At 71.5% G+C, this 22600-nt stretch carries 33 protein-coding genes; 22 read left to right on the top strand and 11 right to left on the bottom strand.

The genetic code is table 11. The annotated features are described in order from the left end of the window. Window positions 1-164: 164 nt before the first annotated feature. The 3 genes from ACRAWC_RS19925 to ACRAWC_RS19915 are packed head-to-tail and all read left to right on the top strand — an operon-like array spanning window position 165 to window position 2750. Complete coding sequence (locus ACRAWC_RS19925) at window positions 165-1298, top strand: NYN domain-containing protein (protein ID WP_431349282.1); 1134 nt, start codon at window positions 165-167, stop codon at window positions 1296-1298. Then, window positions 1295-1762: a hypothetical protein gene (locus ACRAWC_RS19920; protein ID WP_431349281.1), complete on the top strand. Its 468-nt coding sequence runs from the start codon at window positions 1295-1297 to the stop codon at window positions 1760-1762. The genes ACRAWC_RS19925 and ACRAWC_RS19920 overlap by 4 nt, the downstream gene beginning before the upstream one ends. Before the next feature lie 52 nt (window positions 1763-1814). After that, on the top strand, window positions 1815-2750 hold the full coding sequence (locus tag ACRAWC_RS19915) for a quinone oxidoreductase family protein (RefSeq protein ID WP_431349280.1): 936 nt from the start codon (window positions 1815-1817) through the stop codon (window positions 2748-2750). Window positions 2751-2806: 56 nt separating this feature from the next. Here the strand turns inward: ACRAWC_RS19915 and ACRAWC_RS19910 are convergent, their stop codons facing one another. Continuing rightward, window positions 2807-4192: a glutamate decarboxylase gene (locus tag ACRAWC_RS19910; protein ID WP_431349279.1), complete on the bottom strand. Its 1386-nt coding sequence runs from the start codon at window positions 4190-4192 to the stop codon at window positions 2807-2809. 146 nt (window positions 4193-4338) lie between these two features. Here ACRAWC_RS19910 and ACRAWC_RS19905 point away from each other — a divergent pair, with 146 nt between their 5' ends. Then, window positions 4339-4797 carry a hypothetical protein gene (locus ACRAWC_RS19905; protein ID WP_431349278.1) on the top strand — a complete coding sequence of 153 codons (459 nt, stop codon included), beginning with the start codon at window positions 4339-4341 and terminating at the stop codon, window positions 4795-4797. A gap of 79 nt (window positions 4798-4876) precedes the next feature. Here the strand turns inward: ACRAWC_RS19905 and ACRAWC_RS19900 are convergent, their stop codons facing one another. Together ACRAWC_RS19900 and ACRAWC_RS19895 are read right to left on the bottom strand one after the other, a co-directional pair. After that, the gene (locus ACRAWC_RS19900) at window positions 4877-5467 is read right to left on the bottom strand and encodes a hypothetical protein (RefSeq protein WP_431349277.1); all 591 of its coding nucleotides are present in this window, start codon (window positions 5465-5467) and stop codon (window positions 4877-4879) included. Between the two features lies 1 nt (window position 5468). After that, window positions 5469-5834 carry a hypothetical protein gene (locus ACRAWC_RS19895; protein WP_431349276.1) on the bottom strand — a complete coding sequence of 122 codons (366 nt, stop codon included), beginning with the start codon at window positions 5832-5834 and terminating at the stop codon, window positions 5469-5471. 405 nt (window positions 5835-6239) lie between these two features. Here ACRAWC_RS19895 and ACRAWC_RS19890 point away from each other — a divergent pair, with 405 nt between their 5' ends. From ACRAWC_RS19890 to ACRAWC_RS19875, 4 genes are all read left to right on the top strand, one after another. Further along, on the top strand, window positions 6240-6899 hold the full coding sequence (locus ACRAWC_RS19890) for an MFS transporter (protein WP_431349275.1): 660 nt from the start codon (window positions 6240-6242) through the stop codon (window positions 6897-6899). Beyond that, a complete protein-coding gene (locus tag ACRAWC_RS19885) occupies window positions 6851-7654 on the top strand; it encodes an MFS transporter (protein ID WP_431349274.1) in 804 nt (267 codons plus the stop codon). The genes ACRAWC_RS19890 and ACRAWC_RS19885 overlap by 49 nt, the downstream gene beginning before the upstream one ends. 131 nt (window positions 7655-7785) lie before the next feature. Continuing rightward, the gene (locus tag ACRAWC_RS19880) at window positions 7786-8217 is read left to right on the top strand and encodes an MgtC/SapB family protein (RefSeq protein ID WP_431349273.1); all 432 of its coding nucleotides are present in this window, start codon (window positions 7786-7788) and stop codon (window positions 8215-8217) included. Between the two features lie 26 nt (window positions 8218-8243). After that, window positions 8244-8468, top strand: coding sequence for a hypothetical protein (locus ACRAWC_RS19875; RefSeq protein WP_431349272.1), 225 nt, complete (start codon window positions 8244-8246; stop codon window positions 8466-8468). On the opposite strand, the gene ACRAWC_RS19870 is transcribed toward ACRAWC_RS19875, so the two are convergent. Beyond that, on the bottom strand, window positions 8465-8980 hold the full coding sequence (locus ACRAWC_RS19870; RefSeq protein WP_431349271.1) for a helix-turn-helix transcriptional regulator: 516 nt from the start codon (window positions 8978-8980) through the stop codon (window positions 8465-8467). The genes ACRAWC_RS19875 and ACRAWC_RS19870 overlap by 4 nt on opposite strands. Window positions 8981-9015: 35 nt before the next feature. Continuing rightward, window positions 9016-9141, bottom strand: a complete 126-nt coding sequence (locus ACRAWC_RS19865; RefSeq protein WP_431349270.1) for a hypothetical protein — start codon at window positions 9139-9141, stop codon at window positions 9016-9018. A 117-nt stretch (window positions 9142-9258) separates the two neighbouring features. Between ACRAWC_RS19865 and folE the strand changes: the two genes are divergently transcribed. Continuing rightward, window positions 9259-9897, top strand: coding sequence for a GTP cyclohydrolase I (gene folE, locus ACRAWC_RS19860; RefSeq protein WP_431349269.1), 639 nt, complete (start codon window positions 9259-9261; stop codon window positions 9895-9897). Continuing rightward, the gene (gene tal, locus ACRAWC_RS19855) at window positions 9894-10982 is read left to right on the top strand and encodes a transaldolase (protein ID WP_431349268.1); all 1089 of its coding nucleotides are present in this window, start codon (window positions 9894-9896) and stop codon (window positions 10980-10982) included. Before folE ends, tal begins: the two co-directional genes overlap by 4 nt. Before the next feature lie 93 nt (window positions 10983-11075). Here tal and ACRAWC_RS19850 read toward each other — a convergent pair whose 3' ends face one another. After that, entirely contained in the window at window positions 11076-11342 is a 267-nt protein-coding gene (locus ACRAWC_RS19850) for a hypothetical protein (protein ID WP_431349267.1), read from the bottom strand. A 169-nt stretch (window positions 11343-11511) separates the two neighbouring features. Between ACRAWC_RS19850 and ACRAWC_RS19845 the strand changes: the two genes are divergently transcribed. Continuing rightward, window positions 11512-12006 (top strand): MarR family winged helix-turn-helix transcriptional regulator, encoded by a 495-nt coding sequence (locus ACRAWC_RS19845; RefSeq protein ID WP_431349266.1) that lies wholly within the window; start codon window positions 11512-11514, stop codon window positions 12004-12006. Between the two features lie 36 nt (window positions 12007-12042). Here the strand turns inward: ACRAWC_RS19845 and ACRAWC_RS19840 are convergent, their stop codons facing one another. Both ACRAWC_RS19840 and ACRAWC_RS19835 read right to left on the bottom strand, forming a co-directional pair. Next, window positions 12043-12849, bottom strand: a complete 807-nt coding sequence (locus ACRAWC_RS19840; RefSeq protein WP_431349265.1) for a flavin reductase — start codon at window positions 12847-12849, stop codon at window positions 12043-12045. Continuing rightward, entirely contained in the window at window positions 12836-13894 is a 1059-nt protein-coding gene (locus ACRAWC_RS19835; protein ID WP_431349264.1) for an NAD(P)H-dependent flavin oxidoreductase, read from the bottom strand. The genes ACRAWC_RS19840 and ACRAWC_RS19835 overlap by 14 nt, the downstream gene beginning before the upstream one ends. Window positions 13895-14062: 168 nt before the next feature. Here ACRAWC_RS19835 and ACRAWC_RS19830 point away from each other — a divergent pair, with 168 nt between their 5' ends. From ACRAWC_RS19830 to ACRAWC_RS19800, 7 genes are all read left to right on the top strand, one after another. Continuing rightward, window positions 14063-14881 carry an MIP/aquaporin family protein gene (locus ACRAWC_RS19830; RefSeq protein WP_431349263.1) on the top strand — a complete coding sequence of 273 codons (819 nt, stop codon included), beginning with the start codon at window positions 14063-14065 and terminating at the stop codon, window positions 14879-14881. After that, a complete protein-coding gene (locus tag ACRAWC_RS19825; protein ID WP_431349262.1) occupies window positions 14854-15111 on the top strand; it encodes a hypothetical protein in 258 nt (85 codons plus the stop codon). Before ACRAWC_RS19830 ends, ACRAWC_RS19825 begins: the two co-directional genes overlap by 28 nt. Window positions 15112-15121: 10 nt before the next feature. Beyond that, on the top strand, window positions 15122-15796 hold the full coding sequence (locus tag ACRAWC_RS19820; protein WP_431349261.1) for an alpha/beta hydrolase family protein: 675 nt from the start codon (window positions 15122-15124) through the stop codon (window positions 15794-15796). Between the two features lie 180 nt (window positions 15797-15976). Beyond that, window positions 15977-16306, top strand: coding sequence for a PadR family transcriptional regulator (locus ACRAWC_RS19815; protein ID WP_185276928.1), 330 nt, complete (start codon window positions 15977-15979; stop codon window positions 16304-16306). A 1-nt stretch (window position 16307) separates the two neighbouring features. Continuing rightward, complete coding sequence (locus tag ACRAWC_RS19810; protein WP_431349260.1) at window positions 16308-16682, top strand: DUF1048 domain-containing protein; 375 nt, start codon at window positions 16308-16310, stop codon at window positions 16680-16682. Beyond that, window positions 16679-17518, top strand: a complete 840-nt coding sequence (locus ACRAWC_RS19805; protein ID WP_431349259.1) for an ABC transporter ATP-binding protein — start codon at window positions 16679-16681, stop codon at window positions 17516-17518. The genes ACRAWC_RS19810 and ACRAWC_RS19805 overlap by 4 nt, the downstream gene beginning before the upstream one ends. Continuing rightward, window positions 17518-18294: an ABC transporter permease gene (locus ACRAWC_RS19800; protein ID WP_431349258.1), complete on the top strand. Its 777-nt coding sequence runs from the start codon at window positions 17518-17520 to the stop codon at window positions 18292-18294. The genes ACRAWC_RS19805 and ACRAWC_RS19800 overlap by 1 nt, the downstream gene beginning before the upstream one ends. Before the next feature lie 78 nt (window positions 18295-18372). On the opposite strand, the gene ACRAWC_RS19795 is transcribed toward ACRAWC_RS19800, so the two are convergent. Then, the gene (locus ACRAWC_RS19795; protein ID WP_431349257.1) at window positions 18373-18501 is read right to left on the bottom strand and encodes a hypothetical protein; all 129 of its coding nucleotides are present in this window, start codon (window positions 18499-18501) and stop codon (window positions 18373-18375) included. Beyond that, a complete protein-coding gene (locus ACRAWC_RS19790; RefSeq protein ID WP_431349256.1) occupies window positions 18492-18938 on the bottom strand; it encodes a GNAT family N-acetyltransferase in 447 nt (148 codons plus the stop codon). The genes ACRAWC_RS19795 and ACRAWC_RS19790 overlap by 10 nt, the downstream gene beginning before the upstream one ends. Window positions 18939-19018: 80 nt before the next feature. On the opposite strand from ACRAWC_RS19790, the gene ACRAWC_RS19785 reads away from it, so the two are divergent. Beyond that, window positions 19019-19561 carry a DapH/DapD/GlmU-related protein gene (locus ACRAWC_RS19785; RefSeq protein ID WP_431349255.1) on the top strand — a complete coding sequence of 181 codons (543 nt, stop codon included), beginning with the start codon at window positions 19019-19021 and terminating at the stop codon, window positions 19559-19561. 54 nt (window positions 19562-19615) lie between these two features. Further along, complete coding sequence (locus tag ACRAWC_RS19780; protein ID WP_431349254.1) at window positions 19616-20230, top strand: hypothetical protein; 615 nt, start codon at window positions 19616-19618, stop codon at window positions 20228-20230. A gap of 167 nt (window positions 20231-20397) precedes the next feature. Here the strand turns inward: ACRAWC_RS19780 and ACRAWC_RS19775 are convergent, their stop codons facing one another. Further along, window positions 20398-20949: an LON peptidase substrate-binding domain-containing protein gene (locus ACRAWC_RS19775; protein ID WP_431349253.1), complete on the bottom strand. Its 552-nt coding sequence runs from the start codon at window positions 20947-20949 to the stop codon at window positions 20398-20400. Window positions 20950-20999: 50 nt separating this feature from the next. Here ACRAWC_RS19775 and ACRAWC_RS19770 point away from each other — a divergent pair, with 50 nt between their 5' ends. Together ACRAWC_RS19770 and ACRAWC_RS19765 are read left to right on the top strand one after the other, a co-directional pair. Then, a complete protein-coding gene (locus tag ACRAWC_RS19770; RefSeq protein ID WP_431349252.1) occupies window positions 21000-21497 on the top strand; it encodes a DUF427 domain-containing protein in 498 nt (165 codons plus the stop codon). A gap of 326 nt (window positions 21498-21823) precedes the next feature. Continuing rightward, on the top strand, window positions 21824-22318 hold the full coding sequence (locus tag ACRAWC_RS19765) for a L,D-transpeptidase (RefSeq protein WP_431349251.1): 495 nt from the start codon (window positions 21824-21826) through the stop codon (window positions 22316-22318). Window positions 22319-22600: the final 282 nt, after the last annotated feature.

Raw genomic sequence — 22600 nt, 5'->3', positions numbered from 1 at the left:
CCGCTGCGCCGCCTGATCCGCTGCGCCGCCTGACACGCTGCTCCGCGACACGAGGGGACGCGACACGCCGCTACGCCTACGGGATAGCGGCGTGTCGCGTCCCCTCTGCCGCCTGCGCGGGATGGGGCCGGACCGTCGGCCCTTCCGCGGGATATCGTGGCAGCATGAGTGAACCTGGGGACGGCCGCGTCGCGGTCTACATCGACTTCGACAACATCGTCATCTCGCGTTACGACCAGGTCCACGGCCGCGGTTCGTTCATGCGCGACCGGCAGAAGTCCGGCACGCAGCCGAAGCCGGCCTTCGTCGCGAAGCTCGCGGAGGCGCGCGTCGACCTCGGCGCGGTCATCGACTTCGCGTCCTCCTTCGGCACGCTGGTGCTCACCCGCGCGTACGCCGACTGGTCCGCCGCCGTGAACGCCGAGTACCGCGGGCAGCTCGTCGGCCGCGCCGTCGACCTGGTTCAGCTCTTCCCCGCCGCGGCCTACGCGAAGAACGGCGCGGACATCCGCCTGGCGGTCGACGCCGTGGAGGACCTGTTCCGGCTTCCCGAGCTCACCCACGTCGTCATCGTGGCGGGCGACTCCGACTACATTCCCCTGGCCCAGCGGATCAAGCGCCTCGGCCGGTACGTGATCGGCATCGGTGTCGCGGGCTCGACAGCACGTTCGCTCGCAGCCGCGTGCGACGAGTTCGTCAGCTACGACGACCTCCCGGGCATCGCCCGCGACGAGGCCGCGGAGACCGACGCCGCCGTCGCTGAGACGGCCGGCGGCGATACCGGAACGACCCCGGAGGCCTCGCCCGCAGGCAGCTCCCGCGGCCGTTCGGCCCGCGCCGCCTCCACCTCCATCGCCGCCGAGGCCGAGGCCGAGGCCGAGGCCGAGGCCGTCGCTGGCGGCGACGTCGCCGCCGTCGACCAGCCGGCGGAGCCCGCCAAGCGTCCCGCCCGCAAGCGCAAGGCCGCGACCCCCGAGGAGGAGCCCGAGGAGGAGACCGCCGAAGACCCCCAGGTCGTCGCCACCCGTCTCCTCGCCCGCGCGATGCAGCTCGGCCACGAGAAGGACGACAGCGAGTGGCTGCACTCCTCGTCGGTGAAGGGCCAGATGAAACGCATGGATCCGTCGTTCAGCGAGAAGGCCCTCGGCTACCGATCGTTCAGCGACTTCATCAAGTCCCGCAACTACCTGGTGGAGCTCGACGACAGCTCCACCGCGCAGGTGCTCCGGCTCGCCCCCGCCCGGTCGCGGCGGGTCCGGCACAGCGGTAAGGCGTCCGACACAGTTTCGGCGTCATGAGCCCCGGCGACGCGGGCCGGCCGGGCGATGCGGGCCGCGGCGCCGGCCGTGCGAGCAACGCCGACCGCCCCGGCGTCGTGACCGCCGTCGCCATCCTCTGCTGGCTGGTGGGAACAGTCGAGCTGATCCTCAGCGTGCTGCTCATCATCCTCGCGGCGATCCGTGGTGTCCTCCCCGCCGGCCAGACCGGGGAGATCCTGGTCTCCACGATCGGCTACCTGATCGTCGCGATCGCCTACATCGCGGTCGGGTTCGGCGTCTTCCGCGGGGCCGATCTCGCGCGCGTGATCGTGCTCCTCGCGAGCGTGGTGCACCTCGGCGTCGGCCTGTACACGGCACTCACCACGCAGCCGGTCGCCGGGATCCTCTCGATGGGACTCGCGGTCGCGATCGCGCTGCCGCTGTGGGTCGGCCGCGGCGCGACCTGGTTCGGCCACGGCCGCACGGGCACACCTGCGGCCTGATCGCGCACGCTTACCGAGCCTCCGCCCAGACTGACCGAGTTGACTGGGCGGCATGGCACGAGTGTGGTTGGCAGAGCAGTGGGGTTCCCCCGACACCTGGACGTTCGCGGAGCGGGAGGCTCCCCGTCCGGGACCGGGCGAGGTGACCATCCGGGTGCGCGCCGCGGGCGTCAATCCGGCGGACTACAAGCACGTCGCCGGGCCCCGTCCGGGTCTCGACCTCCCGGTCCCGATCGGCTACGAGGTGGCGGGCGAGCTGGTGGAGCTCGGCCCGGGCACCGAGTTGGCCTCGGGCGGCGGCGCACCCGGTGACGCGGTCGTGGCGTTCCGCATCCAGGGCGGGTACGCGACCGAGGTCACGGTCCCGGCGGCCGACGTCTTCGCCAAGCCGGCGGCGCTCTCCGACGAGGAGGCCGCCAACCTGCTGCTGGCCGGTGCCACGGCGGCGCAGATGATCGACGTCACGCACGTGGGCGCCGGGGACACCGTCCTGGTGCACGGCGCGTCCGGAGCGGTCGGCGTGAGCGTGCTGCAGCAGGCCGCCGAGCTCGGCGTGCACGTCATCGGCACCGCCGGCGAGGGCAGCTTCGCCCGGGTGCGGCGGTTCGGCGGCACTCCCGTCGCCTACGGCCCCGGGCTCGCCGACCGCGTCCGGGAGGCCGCGCAGGGCCCGATCGCCGCCGCGCTCGACACTGTCGGCACCGACGAGGCGGTGGACGTCTCCCTCGAGCTGGTGGAGGACCGGGACCGCATCGTCACGATCGTCGCTTCCGGGCGCGCTGAGACGGACGGCTTCCACGCGATCTTCGGCGCGCAGCCCGAGAGCGCCGCCTTCCGCGACGCCGTGCGGCCGAAACTGCTGGCGCTCGCGGCGGAGGGGCGGCTGCAGGTGCCGATCGCGCGCACGTATCCGCTCGCAGAGGCTCCGGAGGCGCTGCGGTTCCTCGCCGAGGGACACCCGGGAGGGAAGATCGCGCTGCTGCCGTGACACGCGAGCCTCGGTCGCAGGCTCCGACCCTCGGTCGCAGGCTCCCGCTCCACAACTCAGTGGTGGAACGCCACCCGGTCCGGCCCCGGCATCGGCGCCTTCAGCTCGTCGAGCTCCTGGACGCCCGTGCGGATCGCGTCCACCAGCCCGCCCGCGAGGTCGCGACTGAGCCCGTTGCGGACCACCGCGCGCTGCACGGTCACGTCGGTGAGCGCCTGCGGCATCGGGTAGGCGGGCACCAGCCAGCCGCGCGTCCGCAGCCGCATCGACAGGTCGTAGAGCGTCCAGGGCGCGTCATGGTCGGCCTTCACCTGCCACGCCGCGACCGGGATGTCGCTGCCGTCCGTCCAGATGTCGAAGCGTCCCAGCGCCCGCACCTCGTCGGCCAGGTACCGCGCGACGTCCCGTGAGGCCCTCTGCACGCGTTTGTAGCCGTCGAACCCGAGGCGCAGGAACTGGTAGTACTGCAGCAGCACCTGGGCGCCCGGGCGGGAGAAGTTGATCCCGAACGTCGGCATCTCACCGCCCAGGTAGCTCACCTTGAAGATCAGCTCCTCCGGCAGCAGGTCGGCCTCCCGCCAGACCACCCAGCCGATCCCGGGATACACCAGCCCGTACTTGTGCCCGGACGTGTTGATGGAGGCGACCCGCTCCAGCCGGAAGTCCCAGATGATGTCGGGCTGGATGAACGGCGCGACCATCGCCCCGGACGCGCCGTCGACGTGGATGGGGATGTCCAGGCCGGTCTTCTTCTGGATCGCGTCGAGCGCGTCGCTGATGGCCTGCACCGGCTCGTACATCCCGGTGTAGGTGACGCCCATGATCGCGACGACGCCGATCGTGTTCTCGTCCACGTACCGGTCGAGCCCGTCGCTGTCCAGCGTCTTGTGGTCCAGCGAGATGGGCACGAACCGCGGCTCGACCTCGAAGTAGTTGCAGAACTTCTCCCAGCACACCTGCACGGCGGCGCTCATCACGAGGTTGGGCTTCTCGGTGGACTGCCCGGCCGCGCGCCGCCGCTGCTGCCAGCGCCGCTTGAGCGCGAGGCCGCCCAGCATGCACGCCTCCGACGACCCGATGGTGGAGGTCCCGATCGACCGCGAGGGGTCCGGCGCGTTCCACAGCCCGGCGAGCATCCGCCAGCACCGCGTCTCGATGGCGGCGGTCTGCGGGTACTCGTCCTTGTCGACGATGTTCTTGTCGACCGCCTCCGAGTACAGCCGCCCGGCCTGATCCTCCATCCAGGTGCCGACGAAAGTGGCGAGGTTGAGCCGCGCGTTCCCGTCGAGCATCGCCTCGTCGTGCACCACCTGAAAGGCGGTGTCGGGCAGCGACTCCCCGTCCGGGAGCGTGAACCGCGCGAACTCGGTCGCCTCCCCGGGCCGGGAAAAGACGGGATTCAGACCGACGGGCTCCAGGGGGGACTCGTAACCGTGGCGCATGGGGCGAGCCTATGCCAGACGAGAGGGATGACGCAGGGTCGGGATGACGCAGGGTCGGGATGACGCAGGGCCGGGATGACGCGGGGCCGGCGGCTGATAGTTTCGCCGAAAGGAGACGCGGGGTCTCTCAGATCGGGGGTGGCGCCATGTCAGCCGGGACCGCGAGACGCTTCGCCGCTGCGGCCGCTGTGCTCGCCCCGACCGCCGTCGCCCTCTGCTTCCGCATCGCCTGGAGCTCCGACCTCCCGGAGACGATCGGAACGCACTGGTCGTCGGGTGGCCCCGCCGACCGCGCAACGCCGACCCACGACTTCTTCGCCGCGACGTTCGCCACCTCCGCGATCGCCGCACTCCTCGGCGCGACCGCGGCCCTGCTCACTCGCCTTCACCCGCTCGCCCGGCGCCTCGTCCTCCTCGCGACAGGCAGCGTCTCGGCGATCGCCGCGACGCAGTGGCTGGTGTCGACCGGGCTGACCATCCACGCCGGCGACCCCTACCAGGCCGTCCTCGGTGCGTGGATCCTCATCCCCTTCGGCGCCTTCGCCTACGGCGTCCCCCCACTGCTGCTGGCCCCGCCGCCCCGCCCGGCGCGCACCTCCGCCTGACGCTCACGGCCCGGCCGCAAGCGCTCAACACCGGTCGCCTATTCGACCTGCAGCTGCGTGCGCGCGGGCGACGGGCAGATCAGGAACGCGTGACCGTGGTCGCGTTCGATGACGTGCTGGTCGATCCGGCTGCCGCACAGCGGGCACGTCGCGGCTTCCGTCCTCGGTTCCTCCTGGCCGTAGGGGCCGAGCGGAGGCGGACCGAGGACCGGGAGCAGCTTGGCGTCCAGCCATTCGGCCGCTCGCTCGGCGCGAGTGCCGAGCCGGCCCTCCACCTTGTCCATGCTTCGATGGTAGGCCGGTCGAGGGCGTACGTGACTGCCTCGCAGCGGGTGCCCAGCAGCCCTACAGCGCTAGACGGGCCCCCGCCCTCCACGCTGTCCTCCGGCATGATCACCATGCCGCCGGTTCGCTGGCTCGTCTGCAGGAGCGCCTCCATCCAGCGCTCGTTGAGCGCGGGCGGACGGGAGCCGTTGAAGACGAACGCCAGGGGGATCTCGCGGCTGATCCAGAGGCTCATCCGGCCGCCGCCCTGCTCGACCGGGACCTCCCAGTTCAGCAGGAAGCTCTCGTGGCGGCGCAGCTTGGTGACCAGTGCGATCTTGACGTGCGAGAGCGTCCTGTCGTCGAACTCGTACTCGCGGCCCGCGCCGTAGACCAGTTTGCCCATCTCAGTCGGCCTGCTTCTTGGCGCGCGACGCGCGGTAGCTGCCCGCGGGGACTTCCTGGCGGATCTCCGCGCGCAGCGCGTCGTCCAGCATCAAGCCGCTGTTGCCGTTCGCCTTCTCGGTGAGGATGGCCAGCCACTCCCGGTTGAGTTCGGGGAGGGTGGGGTGGGTGAACGCGAACTGGAGGCTGATCGACGGGTCCAGCCAGATCGAGCGGAGCGTCGGCTCGGCGGCGCCTGTGCGGTCCGCCCAGATGAGCAGGAAGCCCTCCCGCCGGCGCAGCTTCGTGGCGATCACCGCCTGCAGGTGAGCGAGCACCCGGTCATCGAAGGTGAAGCCGTCGGCCCCGTCGTAGATCAGTGTTCCCATGGGTGTCCTCTCCGGCGTGTCCCGCCGATCTCACTTTCGCCGTCCGCCCGCGCGTCGTCAAGGTGTCGGCCCGGCGCGGCGTACCGTCTGGTCATGGACGCTCTCACGCGAACCATCAAAGCGGCGCTCCTCTACGAGGACGGCCACACCCTGGACAGTGTCGTGGTCGTGCCCCTGATCGGGGGTGTCCACCGGGCGAGATCCGAGTCGCCACTCTCTTCGCCGGCGCCCTCGCCTACGACGTCTACGAGCTGGACGACGACGAGGAGTTCTCGTCCATGCCCGCCTACCCCTACCGTTCGACGATCCCGCTGACCACGGCCGACCTCGACGGCTGACGGGCAGCCGATGCGGGAGGCCGCCCCGGGCGCGGGAGGCCATGCCCGCGCCGCGTAGGGTGGTCGGGTGACCGACGCACCGCCCGACAACACGCGCACGGGCTGGGCGGTGGCCTCCCTCAGCCTCGGCACCCTGCTCAACCCGCTGAACTCGTCGATGATCGCGGTGGCGCTCGTGCCGTTGCAGCGCGACTTCCAGGTGAGCGTCACGACGGTGACCTGGGTGATCACGTCCTTCTACCTGGCCTCCGCCGCCGGGCAGCCGCTGATGGGGCGGTTCGCCGACCGGTTCGGCCCGCGGCGGCTGTTCCTGTTCGGGATGCTCGTGGTCGTGCTGGCGTGCGCACTCACTCCCTTCTCGTCGTCGTTAGCCGCCGTCTGCGCCGGCCGGGTCGCGCTCGCGGTCGGGACCGCGACGGCCTTCCCGTCGGCGATCGCGATGCTCCGGACGGTCTCGGCGCACACACGCGTGGGGACGCCGCGGCTGCTCGGCCGCATCCAGATCGCCAACACCTCGGGGGCCGCGATCGGCCCCGTGCTGGGCGGCGCTCTGATCACGTTCCTCGGCTGGCAGGCGATCTTCTGGATCAACGTGCCGCTCGCCGTACTGGCCTTCCTCGGCGTGCGGTTCTTCGCCCCCGGGATGCAGCGCGCGAGCGCGTACCGCTGCGCCGGGTCGTGGCGGAGTCCGACGTTCCCGGCATCCTGCTCTTCATCGCGACGCTGACCGCGCTGCTGGTGTTCCTGCTCGACCTCCGGCCGCAGCCGCTCTGGTGGCTGCTGCCGCTGGTGCCGATCGCCGGCGCGCTCTTCGTCCGGCGCGAGCTGCGCACGGCGCACCCGTTCCTCGACCTGCGGCTGCTCGGCGCGAACCACCGGCTGCTGATGGTCTACCTGTGCTTCGCGGTGTTCAACACGGTCTACTACTCGGCGTTCTTCGGCCTCCCCCAGTACCTGCAGGAGCACGGCGGCTACTCGGCGGGCGCGACCGGGCTGCTGATGTTCCCGCTGGCGGCGGTGACGATCGCGGTCACCCCTCTGGCCGCGCGAGCGATCGAGGGCGTCGGGCTTCGGCCCACGCTGCTCACCGGGGCCGCGGCGCTGATCGGAGGGGCGGTGCTGCTCGGGTTCGCCGCCGCGACGACTGCACCGTGGGTGGTGCTGCTGATCACGGCGGCGCTCGGCATCCCGTACTGCGTGGTGAGCATCGGGATGAACCAGGCGCTTTACGCCGCCGCCCGACCGCAGGACGCGGGCGTGGCGGCGGGCATCTTCCAGACCTCGCGCTACGTGGGCGCGATCGTGGCGACGACGGTGCTCGGGCTGCTGTTCAGCACGGGGACCACCCCGGCGAGCTGGCTGGCGGCGGTCGGGGTGGCGAGCGCCCTGGCGGTGGTGCACCTGTGCCTGCTGGTGTTCGTGCGGCGGCGGTCCCAGCCGGGCGGGGCGCCAGGGGGTGCCACGGAGGCCGCGCCCTCCTAGACTCCGCCCATGAGCGGGAGGGCCACTGAACGGGAGCGCTCTGGGCGGCGGGAGCGCTCTGGGTCGCGGGAGCGCCCTGGGCCTCGGGAGCGCCCTGGGCCTCGGGAGCGCCCGGTGACCGGGAGCGCAGCATGAGCGGCTGGCTGCCCACAGGAGAGCTCGTTCCCCAGCTCGTCGCGCTGCTGCTCGCGTTCGTGCTGTCGGCGGTGATCGGCGTGGAGCGCGAACGCCAGTTCAAGAGCGCCGGGCTGCGCACTCACATCCTGGTGGGACTCGGGTCCGCGCTGTTCACGCTGGTGTCGGCCTTCGGCTTCACTGCGTTCGGCCTCCCCGCGACCGACCCGTCGCGGATCGCCGCGCAGATCGTGACCGGCATCGGGTTCGTCGGCGCCGGCGTGATCTTCGTGAACCGCGGCAACGTGGTCGGACTCACCACGGCGGCGTCCATCTGGATGACGGCGGCCGTCGGCATGGCGTGCGGCGCCGGGCTCCCCTGCTCGCGCTCGCCGGGACGGCCCTCCACCTCCTCGCGGTCGGCTCGCTTCCGACCGCCGAACGGCTGATCCGGCAGCGCGGGGAGAGCCGTCTCGTGGTGCGCGTCGACCCGTCCGGCGCGCCGCTCGGCGTCGTGATGGACCGGCTGACCGCGGACGGCATGCAGATGCGCGTGGACGACCTCCGTCGCCTCCCCGACCGGGACCTCGAGCTCGCCGTGCACATCCGCGGGACGCAGAAGGAGGCCGACCTCCTCCTCACCGAACTCGGCCGGATCGACGGGGTGGTGAGTGTGAAGGCCGGGCGCGTGAAGGGTTAGTCCGCCTGCTCGCCCGGCTGCTCGCCGTGCGCCGCCCCGACCCGCACGCAGCATCCGCCGGCCAGCGGCTCCAGCCACGCCTCCCGCCCGTCGCTCGCCCCGGCGCTCAGCGCGGACACGAACGCGGCGTTGGCGGAACAGATCACGTCGGTGTGGCGGCTCGACAGCCGGTGGAACGGACAGTTGGCGAGCACGTAGCCGCCCGCGCCGTCGTCCCTGGGGTCGTAGCCGAGCCCGTCGAGGCTGTCGGCCACCGGGCGCGAGGCGTCGCTGCGCGCCGTGCCGTGCTCGGCGGCGACGGCCAGCAGGCATTCACGGACGGGGCGGCCGGTGCTGTCCGAGCGTTCGACAGCGCCGGCGAGCAGTTCTCCGGCGAGGTCGTAGCGTCGCGGCGGCACGGAGGCGACGATCTCCTCGTGCGCGAGCGAGTAGAACTTCGCGGGCCGCCCGGAACCGGGGCCGCGCTTCTCGCCGCGGTGCCGGAACTCGGCGATCAGCACACCGGCGTCCACGAGCTTCTCCAGGTGGAATGCCGCCGTCGCGCGCGTCAGCCCGGTGCGCTCGGCCAGCTCGTCGCGGCCGAGGGGACTCCCTCCGCGGTCAGGATGCGGACCAGTTCGCGGCGCGCGGGCTCCGCGAGCGCCGCTACGGCCGCCACGTCGTCGTCGGTCATGCGGCCCATCCTATCTCTAAAAAAAGCAATTGTTGACAAAAGAATTGCGCCGACGTACTCTCGCCCCAGGAGCGACCCAGGGCCGCCCCGGAAGCACCCAGGCACGATGGAGGCACGATGACGCTGACCACAGAATCCCACGAGGACGAGGCTGCCCTCCGCTCGGTCGCCGACATCCTCCCCGAGCCGCTGGCCGGGCCGTGGCGCGGCGCCATCGACCGCCCGCGCGCGGAGGCCGCGATCGCCGAGCTCCTGCACGCCCTCGGCCGCGACACGACCGACCCGCAGCTCGCCGACACACCCCGCCGCGTCGCCGCCGCCTTCGCCGAACTGCTCGACGCCCCCGCACTGCGGCCGACGACGTTCCCCAACGACGAGGGCTACGACGACCTCGTGCTGGTGCGCGACATCCCGTTCACCTCGCTCTGCGCGCATCACCTGCTGCCCTTCCGCGGCGTCGCGCACGTCGGCTACCTCCCCGGCGACCGGCTGCTGGGGCTCTCCAAGCTGGCGCGCGCCGTCGAGCACTTCTCCCGCGACCTGCAGTTGCAGGAGCGGCTGACCGTGCAGATCGCCGACTACCTGGACGACGAACTGGAGCCGCGCGGCGTCGGCGTCGTCCTGGAGGCCGAGCATCTGTGCATGGCGGTCCGCGGCGTCCGCGCGCCGGGCGCGACGACCCGCACCTCCCGCTTCACCGGTGAGCTCGCCGGGATCGGCCCTCGGCGCTTCCTGGAGGGACGGGCCGAAGGATGACCGCGACCGACGACCTCCGCCGCGCAGGGGTGAGCATCTGGCTGGACGATCTCTCCCGCGGCGACCTCGTCTCAGGCAGGCTCGCGGAACTGATCCGCGAGCGCGACGTGACCGGCGTCACGACGAACCCGACCATCTTCGCGAAGGCGGTGGAGGACGAGCCTGACGCCTACGCCGGGCGGCTCGCCGAGCTGCGCGCGTCCGGCGCCGAACCACGGCAGGCCGCGCTCACACTGATCGGGGGCGACGTGCGGGAGGCGTGCGACGTCCTCCGCCCGGTGTTCGACGCCTCCGGCGGCGCGGACGGGTTCGTATCGATCGAGGTCACCCCGGAGGCCGCCCACGACACGGAAGCGACGCTTGCCGAGGTCCGGGAGTTGCGCGGACTCGTGGACCGTCCGAACGTCCTCGTCAAGATCCCCTCCACGGACGCGGGAGTGCGCGCACTGGAGGAGGCGACGGCTGAGGGCGCCTCCATCAACATGACGCTGCTGTTCGGGCTGGAGCGCTACGACCAGGTGATGGCCGCCTACCGCGCCGGCCTCGCCCGGGCTTCTGCCGCGGGGATCGCATTGGACGGCATCCGATCGGTCGCGTCGTTCTTCGTCTCGCGGGTGGACGTGGAGGTCGACAAGCGCCTGACCGCGATCGGCGGGCCGGCGGCGGACGGGCTCCGTGGCCTCGCCGCGGTCGCCAACGCGCGCTTGGCCTACTCCGCGTTCGAGGAGTCGCTGGCGCGGCCGGAGTGGCAGGCGCTCGCGGCAAGGGGCGCCCATCCGCAGCGGCCGCTGTGGGCATCCACCGGGGTGAAGGACCCGACGATGCGCGACACCCGCTACCTCGAAGAGCTGGTCGCCCCGGGGGTCGTGGACACGATCCCGGCGAAGACGCTGGAAGCCCTGTACGACCACGGCGTCGTCCGTCCGGACACGATCCGCGGCGGCTACGCCGAGTCGCGGGCGATCCTGGATGACCTGGAGGGGGCAGGCGTGCGCCTCGCGGACGTCACCGCGGAGCTCGAACGGGCCGGGGTCGACGCGTTCGGCGCCTCCTGGGCGCGTCTGGTCGCGGCGGTCGCGGGGTGAGTCGGCCTGAGCGGAACCGAGACAGGCGAGGCCTGCGGCATCCGTGGTGACGGAGCGTCCCGTGGAAGGTGGCGGGGCGCTCCGCCGTGAGGGCTAGCCCTCCTCGTCGGGTGCAGCGGCCTCCTCGGCCTCCTCGTGCTGCGCCTTCGGATAGTTCCCACTCCTCTGGTGGGTGCTGCGCACGAGGGGCGACTTGCCCTCCCGCTCGGAGCCCACGTAGGCTCCGACGACCTCGGTGTCGGGGCCGAGGTGCCCCTCACCTTCGGTGTACTGACCGTGAACGACGCGTTCTTCGGCTGTCTCGGGCTCGGCCTGGGTGTACCGGCCTTCGACCACGTCGCGGTCCTTCGCTTCGATCATGACGATCGCCTCCTTGGTTGCGACAGCGCAATTATCCCGCGATCGCAACCCCAGCGGTAGTGGTCGGGCAGCACTCGGAGGGTGTTCGCACGTGCGGCTCAGGACACGCACGGACGCGTCCGGGCGCCCACTGATGCGCGAGCGACTGGATGCACGGTAGAACTGGAGGGTGGACCACGAAGAACAGCACGCGGACGACGTCGACGCCGCCCTCCAGGCGGCCGACGTGATGATGCGGGTCGCCGCCCGCTCGGTCTCCGAAGTCGAGGACATCGTCACGTCGCCACAGCTCCGCGTGCTCGTGATGGTCGCCACCCGTGGACCGCAGACCCTCGGCGGCGTGGCCGCCGAGCTCGGCGTGCACGCCTCCAACGCCACCCGCACCTGCGAGAAGCTCGTGCGGCTGGGACTGGTCGAGCGGACGGAGGATCCGGACGACCGCCGCTTCGTCCGTGTGACCCTCACGTCGGAGGGCCGAGCGCTCGTCGAGCGCGTGATCGGCCATCGGCGTTCGGCGCTCGCCGAGGTGCTCGCGGAGATGGAGCCGGGCGAGCGGAACGCGGCGGCGGCGTCGTTCCGGGCGTTCGCGAACGCGGCGGGCGACCTCCCGAACGCGGACGGCCGGTTCACGCTGCTGCTCCCCGGGGCCGCGGCCGGCATCTAGCGGATCGCTCCGCCGGCCGATCACCCTGTTACCCGATCACTCCGGCGGGTCGGCGTCGCAGCGCGGGCACGGGCCGTCGCCGTCGCGCATCGCCCCGCACTCGGGGCAGACGGAGGCGAGCCAGCAGGCGGAGTCGCCGCCGACCTCCCACAGCTCCCAGGCGTCCACGTCGAAGGCGGACGCAGGCTCGGATCCGCCCGACTCCGTCTCCGCCTCGGCCGGAACCGTCGCGGCCGGAGCACTCCCGCGCGGCCCCAGCGGCTCCCCGATCCCGAAGTAGTGCCGGAAGCTGTACACGATCGGCTGCCACGCGAGTGGGTCGATGTGGTCGCCGTCCGCGACGATCCGATGGTCGGCGTGCACGCGCACGACCTCCGCCTCGGCGATCGCGTACTCCCCCGTGACCCCCGGCGTGATGCGGCGCACCTCCGCTTCGAGCTGGAGCAGGCACTCGGCGACACGCGGCGGGCCGACCAGGTCGGACGCCTGCGGCGTGAGGCCGGCGGCGGCGAACTTGTCGGCGCGGTGCGTGTAGCGTCCCGCCTTCGCCGCAGGGACCTCCGGGCGTCCGGTGAGGTCGGCGATGCGCTCCACCGCGGACCAGAGCGGCGGCGACGGGAAGCTCACGGTCACCTGCGGCCGCTCCTCGAGGTTCGCGAGCGTCTGCCCCTCGGTCTCGAGACCGAGTGCGAGCATCCGGCCGAGCGCCCAATACGACGATGCGGGCGCGAGGTTCGGGGTGCCGTCGTCGTTCAGCGAGGCGAGCAGGATGACCGGGGTGCCCGCGTAGAGGATGGGCGGGCTCACGACGCGGTGCGTGCGGGGCGGGTCAGCGCGCGTCATCCGGCACCCCCGCCGCGAGCTCGGCGAAGACGTCCGCGGCGTCGTCGAACCGGGAGAGCCCGGCGCTCTGCCCCATCCACAGCGACAGCAGCTCGGGCTGCCCCGCGGTCGACGCGGCACGACGGAACACGCCGGTGAGGATGTTCTGCAGCGGGAACGTCGCCCCGGCCCCACTGCTCTCGATCGCCCGGACGGCGAGGTTCGGGAGGCCGCGCGCGAGCCGGCCGCTCATTGCCCGGGTCAGCACCGTGTCGCCGGCGAGCGCCGCACGGATCCGCTCGCGGTGGATGGCGGGAGCCGCGGACTGCGCCGTCGCCAGGAAGACCGTCCCGGCCTGGACGCCGGACGCCCCCAGCGCGAACGCCGCCGCGACGCCGCGCCGGTCGGCGATGCCGCCGGCCGCGATCACGGGCACACTCACCGCGTCCACCACCTGCGGGATCAGCGAGAGGCCGCCGACGAGGCTGCGCTCGGGCTCCAGCAGGAACGACGGCCGGTGCCCGGCGGCCTCGGCGCCGGACGCGACGATCGCGTCGACGCCTCCGGCCTCCAGCGCGCGCGCCTCGGCGACCGTCGTCGCCGCGCCCATCACGAGGATGCCGCGCGTGTGGGCCTCCTCGACCACGGCGGGCGACGGGACGCCGAAGACGAAGCTCAGCGCGGCGGGGCGGGCGTCGAGCGCGGCCTCCAGCTGTTCGTCGAAGTCGGGCAGCGGCGCGACCGGCCACTCGGGAGGCCGCACGCCGGCCTGCGCGAAGAGCTCGGCCATCCCGCCGACGGCCCGGTCGAACTCCGCGCGGTCGAGCGCGGCGTGTTCGCCGGCCTCCCGGTGCGGCAGCCACAGGTTGAGCGCCACGGGACGGTCGGTGGCCTTCTGCAGTTCGGCGGCGACCGAGCGGATGCGCGCGCCGTCGTAGCCGTACAGCCCGTACGAGCCGAGGCCTCCCGCCTCGCTCACGGCCGCCGTCAGGGCGACGGACGACAGGCCGCCGAACGGGCCGAGGACGATCGGCGTGTCGATCCCCAGTGTGGTGCTCAGACTCATCCGCAGGACTCCAGCCTCAGAAGCGATGACGCCGCGAAATACAATTGCGTAATCGCAACTGTCGGCGTAACACTGATTATATCGGCGCACGATCCTCACCGGATGGGACCGCGGAGCGCCGGGACGCGCGCGTGCGCGCCCAGTGGATTTTCGTGCGGAGGTGCGGAAATGAGCGATGACACGATCCCCGTCCTGGTACGCGGATGGGGCCTCAAACGACGCGGAGGACTGTGGGGCGAATGCCTCGCCGAGTTCCTCGGGACGTTCGTCCTGATCGCGTTCGGCGACGGAGTGGTGGCGATGGCGGTCGCCGCACTCCCCGGGTCGGGCCGCACCGAGGGCCCGACGACCTTCTTCCTCGGCACAGGAGACTGGCTCCTGATCACCTGGGGCTGGGCGATGGCCGTCGTCTTCGGCGTCTACGTCGCCGGCGGCGTGAGCGGCGCGCACCTCAACCCCGCGGTGACGCTGGCCTTCGCGGTGCGGCGCGGCTTCGCGTGGGTCAAAGTGATCCCCTACATGGTGTCGCAACTCCTGGGCGCGTTCGTCGGCGCCGCGCTCGTGCTCGGGGTCTACGCGGCCGCGATCGGCGCGTTCGACACGGCGAGCAAGGGACCGAAGGTGAACGGCCACACGCTGGCCTCGTTCTCGATCTTCGCGACCTTCCCCGCCCCCTACTACAACGGCAACATGTGGGGACCGTTGTTCGACCAGGTCGTCGGGACGATGTTCCTGATCCTGCTGATCGCCGCCGTGATCGACCTGCGCAACACCGCGGTCCAGTCGAACCTCGGCCCGCTGATCGTCGGCTTCGCGGTCGCGGCCATCGGGATGTCGTACGGCGCTAACGCAGGCTACGCCATCAACCCGGCCCGTGACCTCGGGCCGCGGCTGCTCGCGTGGATCGCCGGGTGGGGAACCTGGCGGTGCCCGGCAACGGTCCGTGGTTCAGCGGCTACATGTGGGTGCCGATCCTCGGGCCGCTGATCGGCGGGGTGATCGGCGTGCTCGTGTACGACCTGTTCATCGGGGACATCCTGCACGCGCGGCTGGCGAAGGCCGGGGGCCCCGGGGCCGGCCGGGTGCCGGACCCCGCCGTCGCGGAGGCGGCCGCCGAGGCCGCGGAGGCGGCTGCCGTGCGACCGCCGGGACCGGACACCCCGGAAACGGACGCGGCCGTCGGTTCGAGGATGCGGCGGGGGCGCGACACCCGCTAGCGTTCGAGGCGTGGATGTGGACGTTCCGACCGCCGCCGGGCCCGGCCGGCTGGTCGTCGCGCCCGCGGAGCGTCCCCGCGCGCTGCTCTGGCTCGGCCACGGAGCGGGCGGCGGCATCGGCGCCGCCGACCTGACCGCGCTCGCGTCCGAACTGCCGGCCCTCGGCGTCACTGTCGCGCGCTACGAGCAGCCGTGGCGGGTCGCCGGGAAGAAGGTCGCCTCCCGTCCGGCCGCGCTCGACGCCGCCTGGCTGGAGACCGCCCCTGTGGTCGCGGAGCTCGCCGGGGGCCTCCCCGTGATCGTCGGCGGTCGCAGTGCCGGGGCGCGGGTCGCCTGCCGCACGGCCGATACGACCGGCGCCGCCGCGGTCGTGTGCCTGGCCTTCCCGCTCCATCCGCCCGGCCGTCCCGAGGCCTCGCGTCTGGATGAGCTGCTCACCCCGTCGGTCCCCGTACTGGTGCTGCAGGGCGACCGCGACACGTTCGGCGGCGCGGAGTCGCTGCGCGCCGAGCTGGCGGCCGCGCCCGGCGACCATGCGAACGTGCGGATCGCGCCCGTCGCGGGCGCCGACCACGGGATGAAGACGCTGAAGGCCTCCCCGCTCACCGCGCACGACGTGCGCGAGCTGGTGGTGTCCGCCACGGCGGGCTTCGTCGACGAGGTGGTGAGCTCCGCGGGGCGGTGAGCCCGCGCAGGAGTTCTGCTCCGAATCTCCTTCCCGACGGCATTGGGAAGGAGATTCTGCCTGTGTCGTCGCCATTTCTCCTGCGTAAAGAAATCGCTATTCAGTGTTGCTATCTACCAGTACTCGGCGTTACTATCTAGTGGTAGTCAACAGCACTGAGTAGTTGGAAAGGGGTGTCACGTGGGCAAGCAGACGACCGAGATGCTCAAGGGCACGCTCGAGGGCATCGTCCTCGCCATCCTGTCGGGCCGGGCCGCGTACGGCTACGAGATCACCTCGTGGCTGCGCGACCAGGGCTTCGAAGACATCGCCGAAGGCACCGTCTACGCCCTGCTCGTCAGGGTGGAGCAGCGGGGCCTCGTGGATGTCGAGAAAGTCCCGTCGGAGAAGGGGCCGCCCCGCAAGGTGTACTCGCTCAACGCGGCGGGACGCGAATACCTGGACGAGTTCTGGAGGACGTGGAGCTTCCTCGCAGAACGACTGGAACAGCTCCGAGACGGAGGAAACTGAAATGGCGCCGAAGTGGATCGAGCTGGTCACCGGATCGCTCGAGCAGAAGAAGCAGTACCGGCAGATCAAGAGCCGGCTGGACGCCCTCCCGGAGCCGTACAACGGCGTCGCGAAGGCGCTCAACCGCTACCTCATGTACAACGGCGGGATCGTCGACGGCGACACCATCCTCACGATGATGACCGACTTCGTCGAGCTCTGGGAGCGCGCGGCGGCCGACGACACCCCGGTCCGCGACATCGTCGGGGACGACCCGGTCGAGTTCGCCGAGGCCTTCGCCGCGGCCTACGTCGGCACCCGCTGGATCGACAAGGAGCGCGCCCGCCTCACCGAGGCCGTCGACGCGGCCGAACGCGAGCAGGAGAAGGAGTCATGAGCACGACCACCACGACCGGCCCCGCCATCCAGGTGCGCGGCCTCGAGAAGTCCTACAAAGACCTGCACGTGCTCCGCGGCGTCGACTTCGACGTCCAGCGCGGCAGCATCTTCGCCCTCCTCGGCTCGAACGGGGCCGGGAAGACCACTGCGGTGAAGATCCTCTCCACTCTGCTGCAGGCCGACAAGGGAACCGCGACGGTGAACGGGTTCGACGTGGCCCGCAAGCCGGACGACGTGCGCGACTCGATCAGCCTCACGGGCCAGTTCGCGGCGGTGGACGAGATCCTGAGCGGCCGGGAGAACCTCATCCTGGTCGCCCGGCTCCGCCACCTCAAGAACCCGGGAGGGATCGCGGACGAACTGCTGGCGCGCTTCGCGCTCACCGACGCGGGCGGCCGCAAGGTCGGCACGTACTCGGGCGGCATGCGCCGCCGGCTGGACATCGCGATGAGCCTCATCGGCCAGCCGCCGGTGGTGTTCCTCGACGAGCCGACCACCGGCCTCGACCCGCAGGCCCGCATCGAGGTGTGGGAGACCGTCAAGCGCCTCGCCGGCCGCGGCACGACCGTGCTGCTCACCACGCAGTACCTGGACGAGGCCGAGCAGCTCGCCGACCGCATCGCGATCCTCCACGAGGGCCGCATCATCGCGAACGGCACGCTCGCCGAGCTCAAGCAGCTCCTCCCGCCGGCGAAGGTCGAGTACGTGGAGAAGCAGCCCAGCCTGGAGGACGTGTTCCTCGCCATCGTCGGGCCGTCTGCCTCCGCCGCCGCCCCGGCCTCCCCCTCCACCGGATCCGCGGCCGCCGACACGCAGCCGTCGAAGGAGTCCTGATGTCCACCGCGAACTTCGTCGCAGACACCACCGTCCTCACCGGGCGGTCCATGAAGCACATCACGCGCAGCCTGGACACGATCATCACGGTCACCATCGTGCCGATCGCCCTCATGCTGCTGTTCGTGTTCGTGCTCGGCGGGGCCATCAACACCGGCCCCGACTCGGGCTCGTACGTGAACTACCTGCTCCCCGGGATCATGCTGATCACGATCGCGTCCGGCATCTCGTACACCTCGTACCGGCTGTTCATGGACCTCCAGGGCGGCATCTTCGAGCGCTTCCAGTCCATGCCGATCGCCCGGTCGAGCGTGCTCTGGGCCCACGTGCTCACCTCGCTGGTCGCCAACATGATCTCGGTCGTCCTGGTGGTCCTGGTCGCACTGCTGATCGGCTTCCGCACCGGGGCGAGCGTTCTCGCCTGGCTCGGGATCGCCGGCATCCTCGTGCTGTTCACCCTGGCGCTGACCTGGGTGGCCGTCATCGCCGGACTGTCGGCGAAGAGCGTGGACGGCGCGGGCGCGTTCGCCTACCCGCTGATCTTCCTCCCGTTCATCAGCTCGGCGTTCGTCCCCACGAACACGATGCCGGCCCCGGTCGCCTGGTTCGCCGAGCACCAGCCGGTGACGCCGATCGTGGACACGATCCGGGCGCTGTTCGCGCAGCAGCCGGTCACCGGGGACATCTGGATCGCCCTCGCCTGGTGCGTCGGCATCCTGGTCGTCGCCTACGGTTTCGCCGCCGCGATCTACCGGCGGCGGATCAGCCGGGGGTGAGTCCTCCGCCGTCGCCCCCGGCCCGCACGGCCGCCGGCCCCCTTCGGGTCGGCGGCCGTCGTGCGTGTCGGCCCTCGCTCAGCCGAGCTCCCGCCGCATCACCCACCGCACCGAGCCGCCCGAGTGCGCGTCCGTCTCCCGCAGCCGCGTGAACCCGTGCTTCTCGAACAGCTCGACGGTCCCGACGTAGCCGCTGATCACATCCACCCGCTCGCCGCGCGTCTCGACCGGGTAGCCCTCCAGCAGCCGCGCCCCGACGCCCGCGCGTGCTCCACCGCCCCGTCGAGGAGGTCGTGCATCAGCCCGCGCTTGCGGAACCCGCCGCGCACCACGAAGCAGACGATCGACCACGGGTCGAGCTCCTCGTCGAGGTGCGGGATGGTGCGCGAGTTCATCAGCCGCCGGTACGTGGACTTGGGCGCCACCGAGCACCAGCCCGCGACCTCCCGGTCGGCGTAGACCAGCACGCCCGGCCCCGGCTCGGTGGAGCACTCGTGGTGCATGTAGTCGATCCGTTCCGGCATCGGCAGGCGCGCATCCCGGTACGACATGCACACGCAGCCGCCGGCGCCGGCCGTGCGCGGCACCATGAACGTGGCGAAATCGTCCCAGCGGCCCGTCGCCGGGAGCACCTGGATGGCCATGCGGGCATGGTACCGTCCCGTGCCGACATCGCGGGCGTGTCCGGCCGGGCGCGCGCCGGACGCGGAGGGAGGATCGTGGGGTGCCGAGCGACCTCCTGATGCGCATCCACTCGCCCGAGTTCCAGGCCATGTCGGAGCGCGTCCTGCGCGCCACCGAACTGACCTCCCGGCTGAACGTCCTGCCGTTCGACGACGAGGCGGGCAAGGCGGCGCTGCTCTCGGAGATCCTGGGCGGCCCGCTGCCGGAGCGGGTGACGATCTACCCGCCGTTCTTCACCGACCACGGCCTGAACCTGGAGCTCTCGGAGCGGGTGTTCATCAACCAGAACTGCACCTTCCTGGATTACGCAGGCATCCGCCTGGCACCCCGCGTCCTGGTCGCGCCGCGGGTCACCTTCATCACGGTCGGCCACCCCGTCGACGTGGAGGACCGCCGGGTCTGGCTGACGGGAGGCCCGATCGACGTCGCCGAGAACGTGTGGATCGGCGCGGGGGCGACCATCCTCCCCGGCGTCAGCATCGGCCGGGACGCGGTGATCGCGGCGGGGGCGATCGTCGCGGAGGACGTGCCGGCGGGGACGCTGGTCGCGGGGCCGAAGGCGGCGGTGCTGCGGGAGTTCTGAGCGCCGCGCTTTTCGGGCGCCTGCCTATCCCCGCGGGCCTTCCGGCGGCGTAGGGTGCGGCACCATGAACAGCATCCCTTCCTCCCCGGCGGCACGGCCCGCCGCCCCGACCGCGCCGAACTCGCCGACTTCGCCGACCGCCTCCGCGGCCAGCTCGGCGGCCTCCCCGGCTTCGGCCAGTACCCCGGCACGATCGCCGCCCTCGACGCCGGCCACCTCGCCCGCACCCTCGGCACGGGCGCCGACCTCACCCTCGCCTCGGCGGTCGCGACCGGCGACGTCCTGTTCGCGCCGGACCTGAACCCGGCGTTCTTCTACTCATGGGACGTGCACCCCGGCCAACCGGCGGACTGGTTCCGCGTCTCGGTGCGTTTCACGCCCGCCGACTTCGGGATCACCGCGACGCGGTCGTACGACCTCGCCTGGGCGGTGGCGCCCTTCTTCCTCGACCTGGGGGCGGTGCTGACGGTGGAAGCGTCCGCGAACGCAGGGGTCGTGGCGCAGACGTGGACGCTGGACGCGCCGCAGGCCCGCTCACTGCACGTCGGGGTGGGGCCGATCGCGCCCGACGAGACCGTGCACGTCGACCTGGTGCGCGGAAGCACGAACGGGAGCTGGATCTGGCTGCACACGGTGATCGGGAATCCGCCGCTGACGACGGAGCCGTAGCGGGCGGGCGCCCGGAGGCGCCCGGGGAAAGGAGACGCTGCGAGAATTTCCTTCCGAACGGTGTTCGGAAGGAAATCTGAGCCGTCTCCTGCTCAGATTTCCTGCGGGAGTTGGCAGTGGCGGTCAGCTGCCGTACTCGGCGGACCAGAGCTCCTCGGCTTCGAGGGTCAGATCGATCGTCTGACGCAGGAGACCCCCATCGATGTCGACCTCAACAGGGTGTACCTGTCGTACTCTCCCAGCGGGGCGATCGCCGCCAGCTGCCACACGGCTGCGACGGGATCGTCCGACAGTTCGGTGCCGGCATCCGACTGCGGCTCCGCGACGCGGGCGATCACGCGTCGGACAACCGCTTCGGCCTCGGCCCGTAGTGGTGCGAGCGCCTCGGACCACTCCAGATCCGGCAGCATCGCCAGCTCGGCCCGAGGATACGGGTCGTCGTCGACCCAGCGCTCGACCGTGAACCGCCGGGTCCCCACGCCGACGATGAGCAGGTCCTGGGTGCCCGCGGCGGCGCTCACAAGACGCGCCATGGTCCCGACCGAGGAGCGCTGGTCGCCGCCCCCGGCTTCGGGTCCGCGCTCGATGAGGACGACGCCGAACTCGAACCCCGGCTCATCCTCGTCGAGCAATCGCCCGACCATCGTGAGATACCGCGGCTCGAACACCCGCAGCGGGATGGCCACGGAGGGGAACAGCACGGATCCGAGCGGGAACATCGGTGAGGCGGCCATACTCCAGTGAAGCACCGCGGGCATAGAGTGAACAGGTGCCCCGACCGCGCCCCGAGATCCCAGGAACGGGACAGGAGTCTGTGTGGGACTACCCGAGGCCGCCGCGCATCGAGCGCGTCACCGCGCCTGTCACGATCCGTCTGGGCGGGCAGCTCATCGTCGAAACCCGAGACGTCGTCCGCGTGCTCGAGACCAGCCATCCGCCGGTGTACTACCTCCCGATCGCGGACTTCGCGACCGGCGCGCTGGTCGACGCCGACGGTTCGTCGTTCTGCGAATTCAAGGGCACCGCACGATATCTCGACGTGCGCGGCGGAGGCGAGGTGCGATCCGCTTGCGCGTGGAACTACCCGCATCCGTCGCCCGGGTTCGAGCCGCTCCGAGACCGCGTCGCCGTCTACGCGCAGCAGATGGACGAGTGCACGGTCGACGGCGAGGTCGTCACGCCGCAGCCCGGAGGCTTCTACGGCGGCTGGATCACGAGTGCGGTCGTCGGGCCCTTCAAGGGGTCGCCCGGGTCACAGGGCTGGTGAACGCCGGGGATACCTACAGGTTGAACCGGAACCACCACGTAACGTTGGCGAAAAGCACAAGAGAGACGCTCCGTGAACCGGGCGAGGAGGGTCGTTCTGCGCGCCGCGCAGGGCCGGAGAACTTCTCAATCACTTGACGTCGCGCACCGACGGGTTAGATTCTTGAGGGTACGCATGAGCTCTGGCGAGGACAACCACATGAAATTCACGATCAACCTGCGACGAGGTGCAACCATCGCTGGAGCGATCTCCTCCTCGCCGTCCTGGTTGGGTGCAGCGCCGCGGCGCCCACCCCGAGACCGACCCCGAAACATACAGCGGCTCCGGTGGCTGCCGCCCCGACCCCGGTCGCGGTCTCCATCGCCCTCCCAGCGCAGCCACCTGCCCCGGCGGTCTCCCCGGCATGCGCCGGAAATCAGCCCGGAGTCAAGCACATCATCGTCAGCATCAGCGCGCAGCACCTGTATGCGTGTGATGGGCAAGCCCTGTACACGGACGGGCCTGTCACTACCGGCGCATCGGCAATCGCGAACGTGGACGACTCGACTCCGATCGGCAACTTCCATATCCGGGACAAGGCTCAGAACACGGTGCTCTCCGGAGGCGACGTGAACGGCGCTTGGAACGACCCGGTCCAGTATTGGATGCCCTTCACCGCCGGAGGCTGCGGCTTCCACGACGCGTCATGGCAGACATTCCCCCTCGGCAGCCCGCTCTACACGACCCAGGGCTCCCATTGTTGCGTCCACGTCGCGCTCGACGTGGTCTCAACGGTGTTCTATTGGGCACCCGTCGGCACCCCCGTCACCGTCGAAAACTAAGAGCTGCAACTCCCGAAGCGGCCGTCGGCGCCCGGAGTCGTCGTTGCGCATGCGCGTCGCCGATGACCGCGCAAGCCGTTCCGACACGCTGTGCGGCATGGCGCTCATCGGGATCCCGCGGGGCCGGTCTCTCCGCTGGTTCAGCCCGGACCACATTCACTCGCCGGCGCCCCGCCCCAAGCAAGGCCCGACGGCGTTCAGTCCCGCGGTGACTTTCGCCGCGCCGCTCGCCTCTCGCGCCCAATCAGCTGCACATTGAACCGGAACTCGACCACGTTACGT

Source organism: Leifsonia sp. L25, assembly GCF_050632895.1.
Note: the sequence above shows the minus strand (reverse complement) of the source record. Positions and strands in the feature narration are given on the sequence as shown.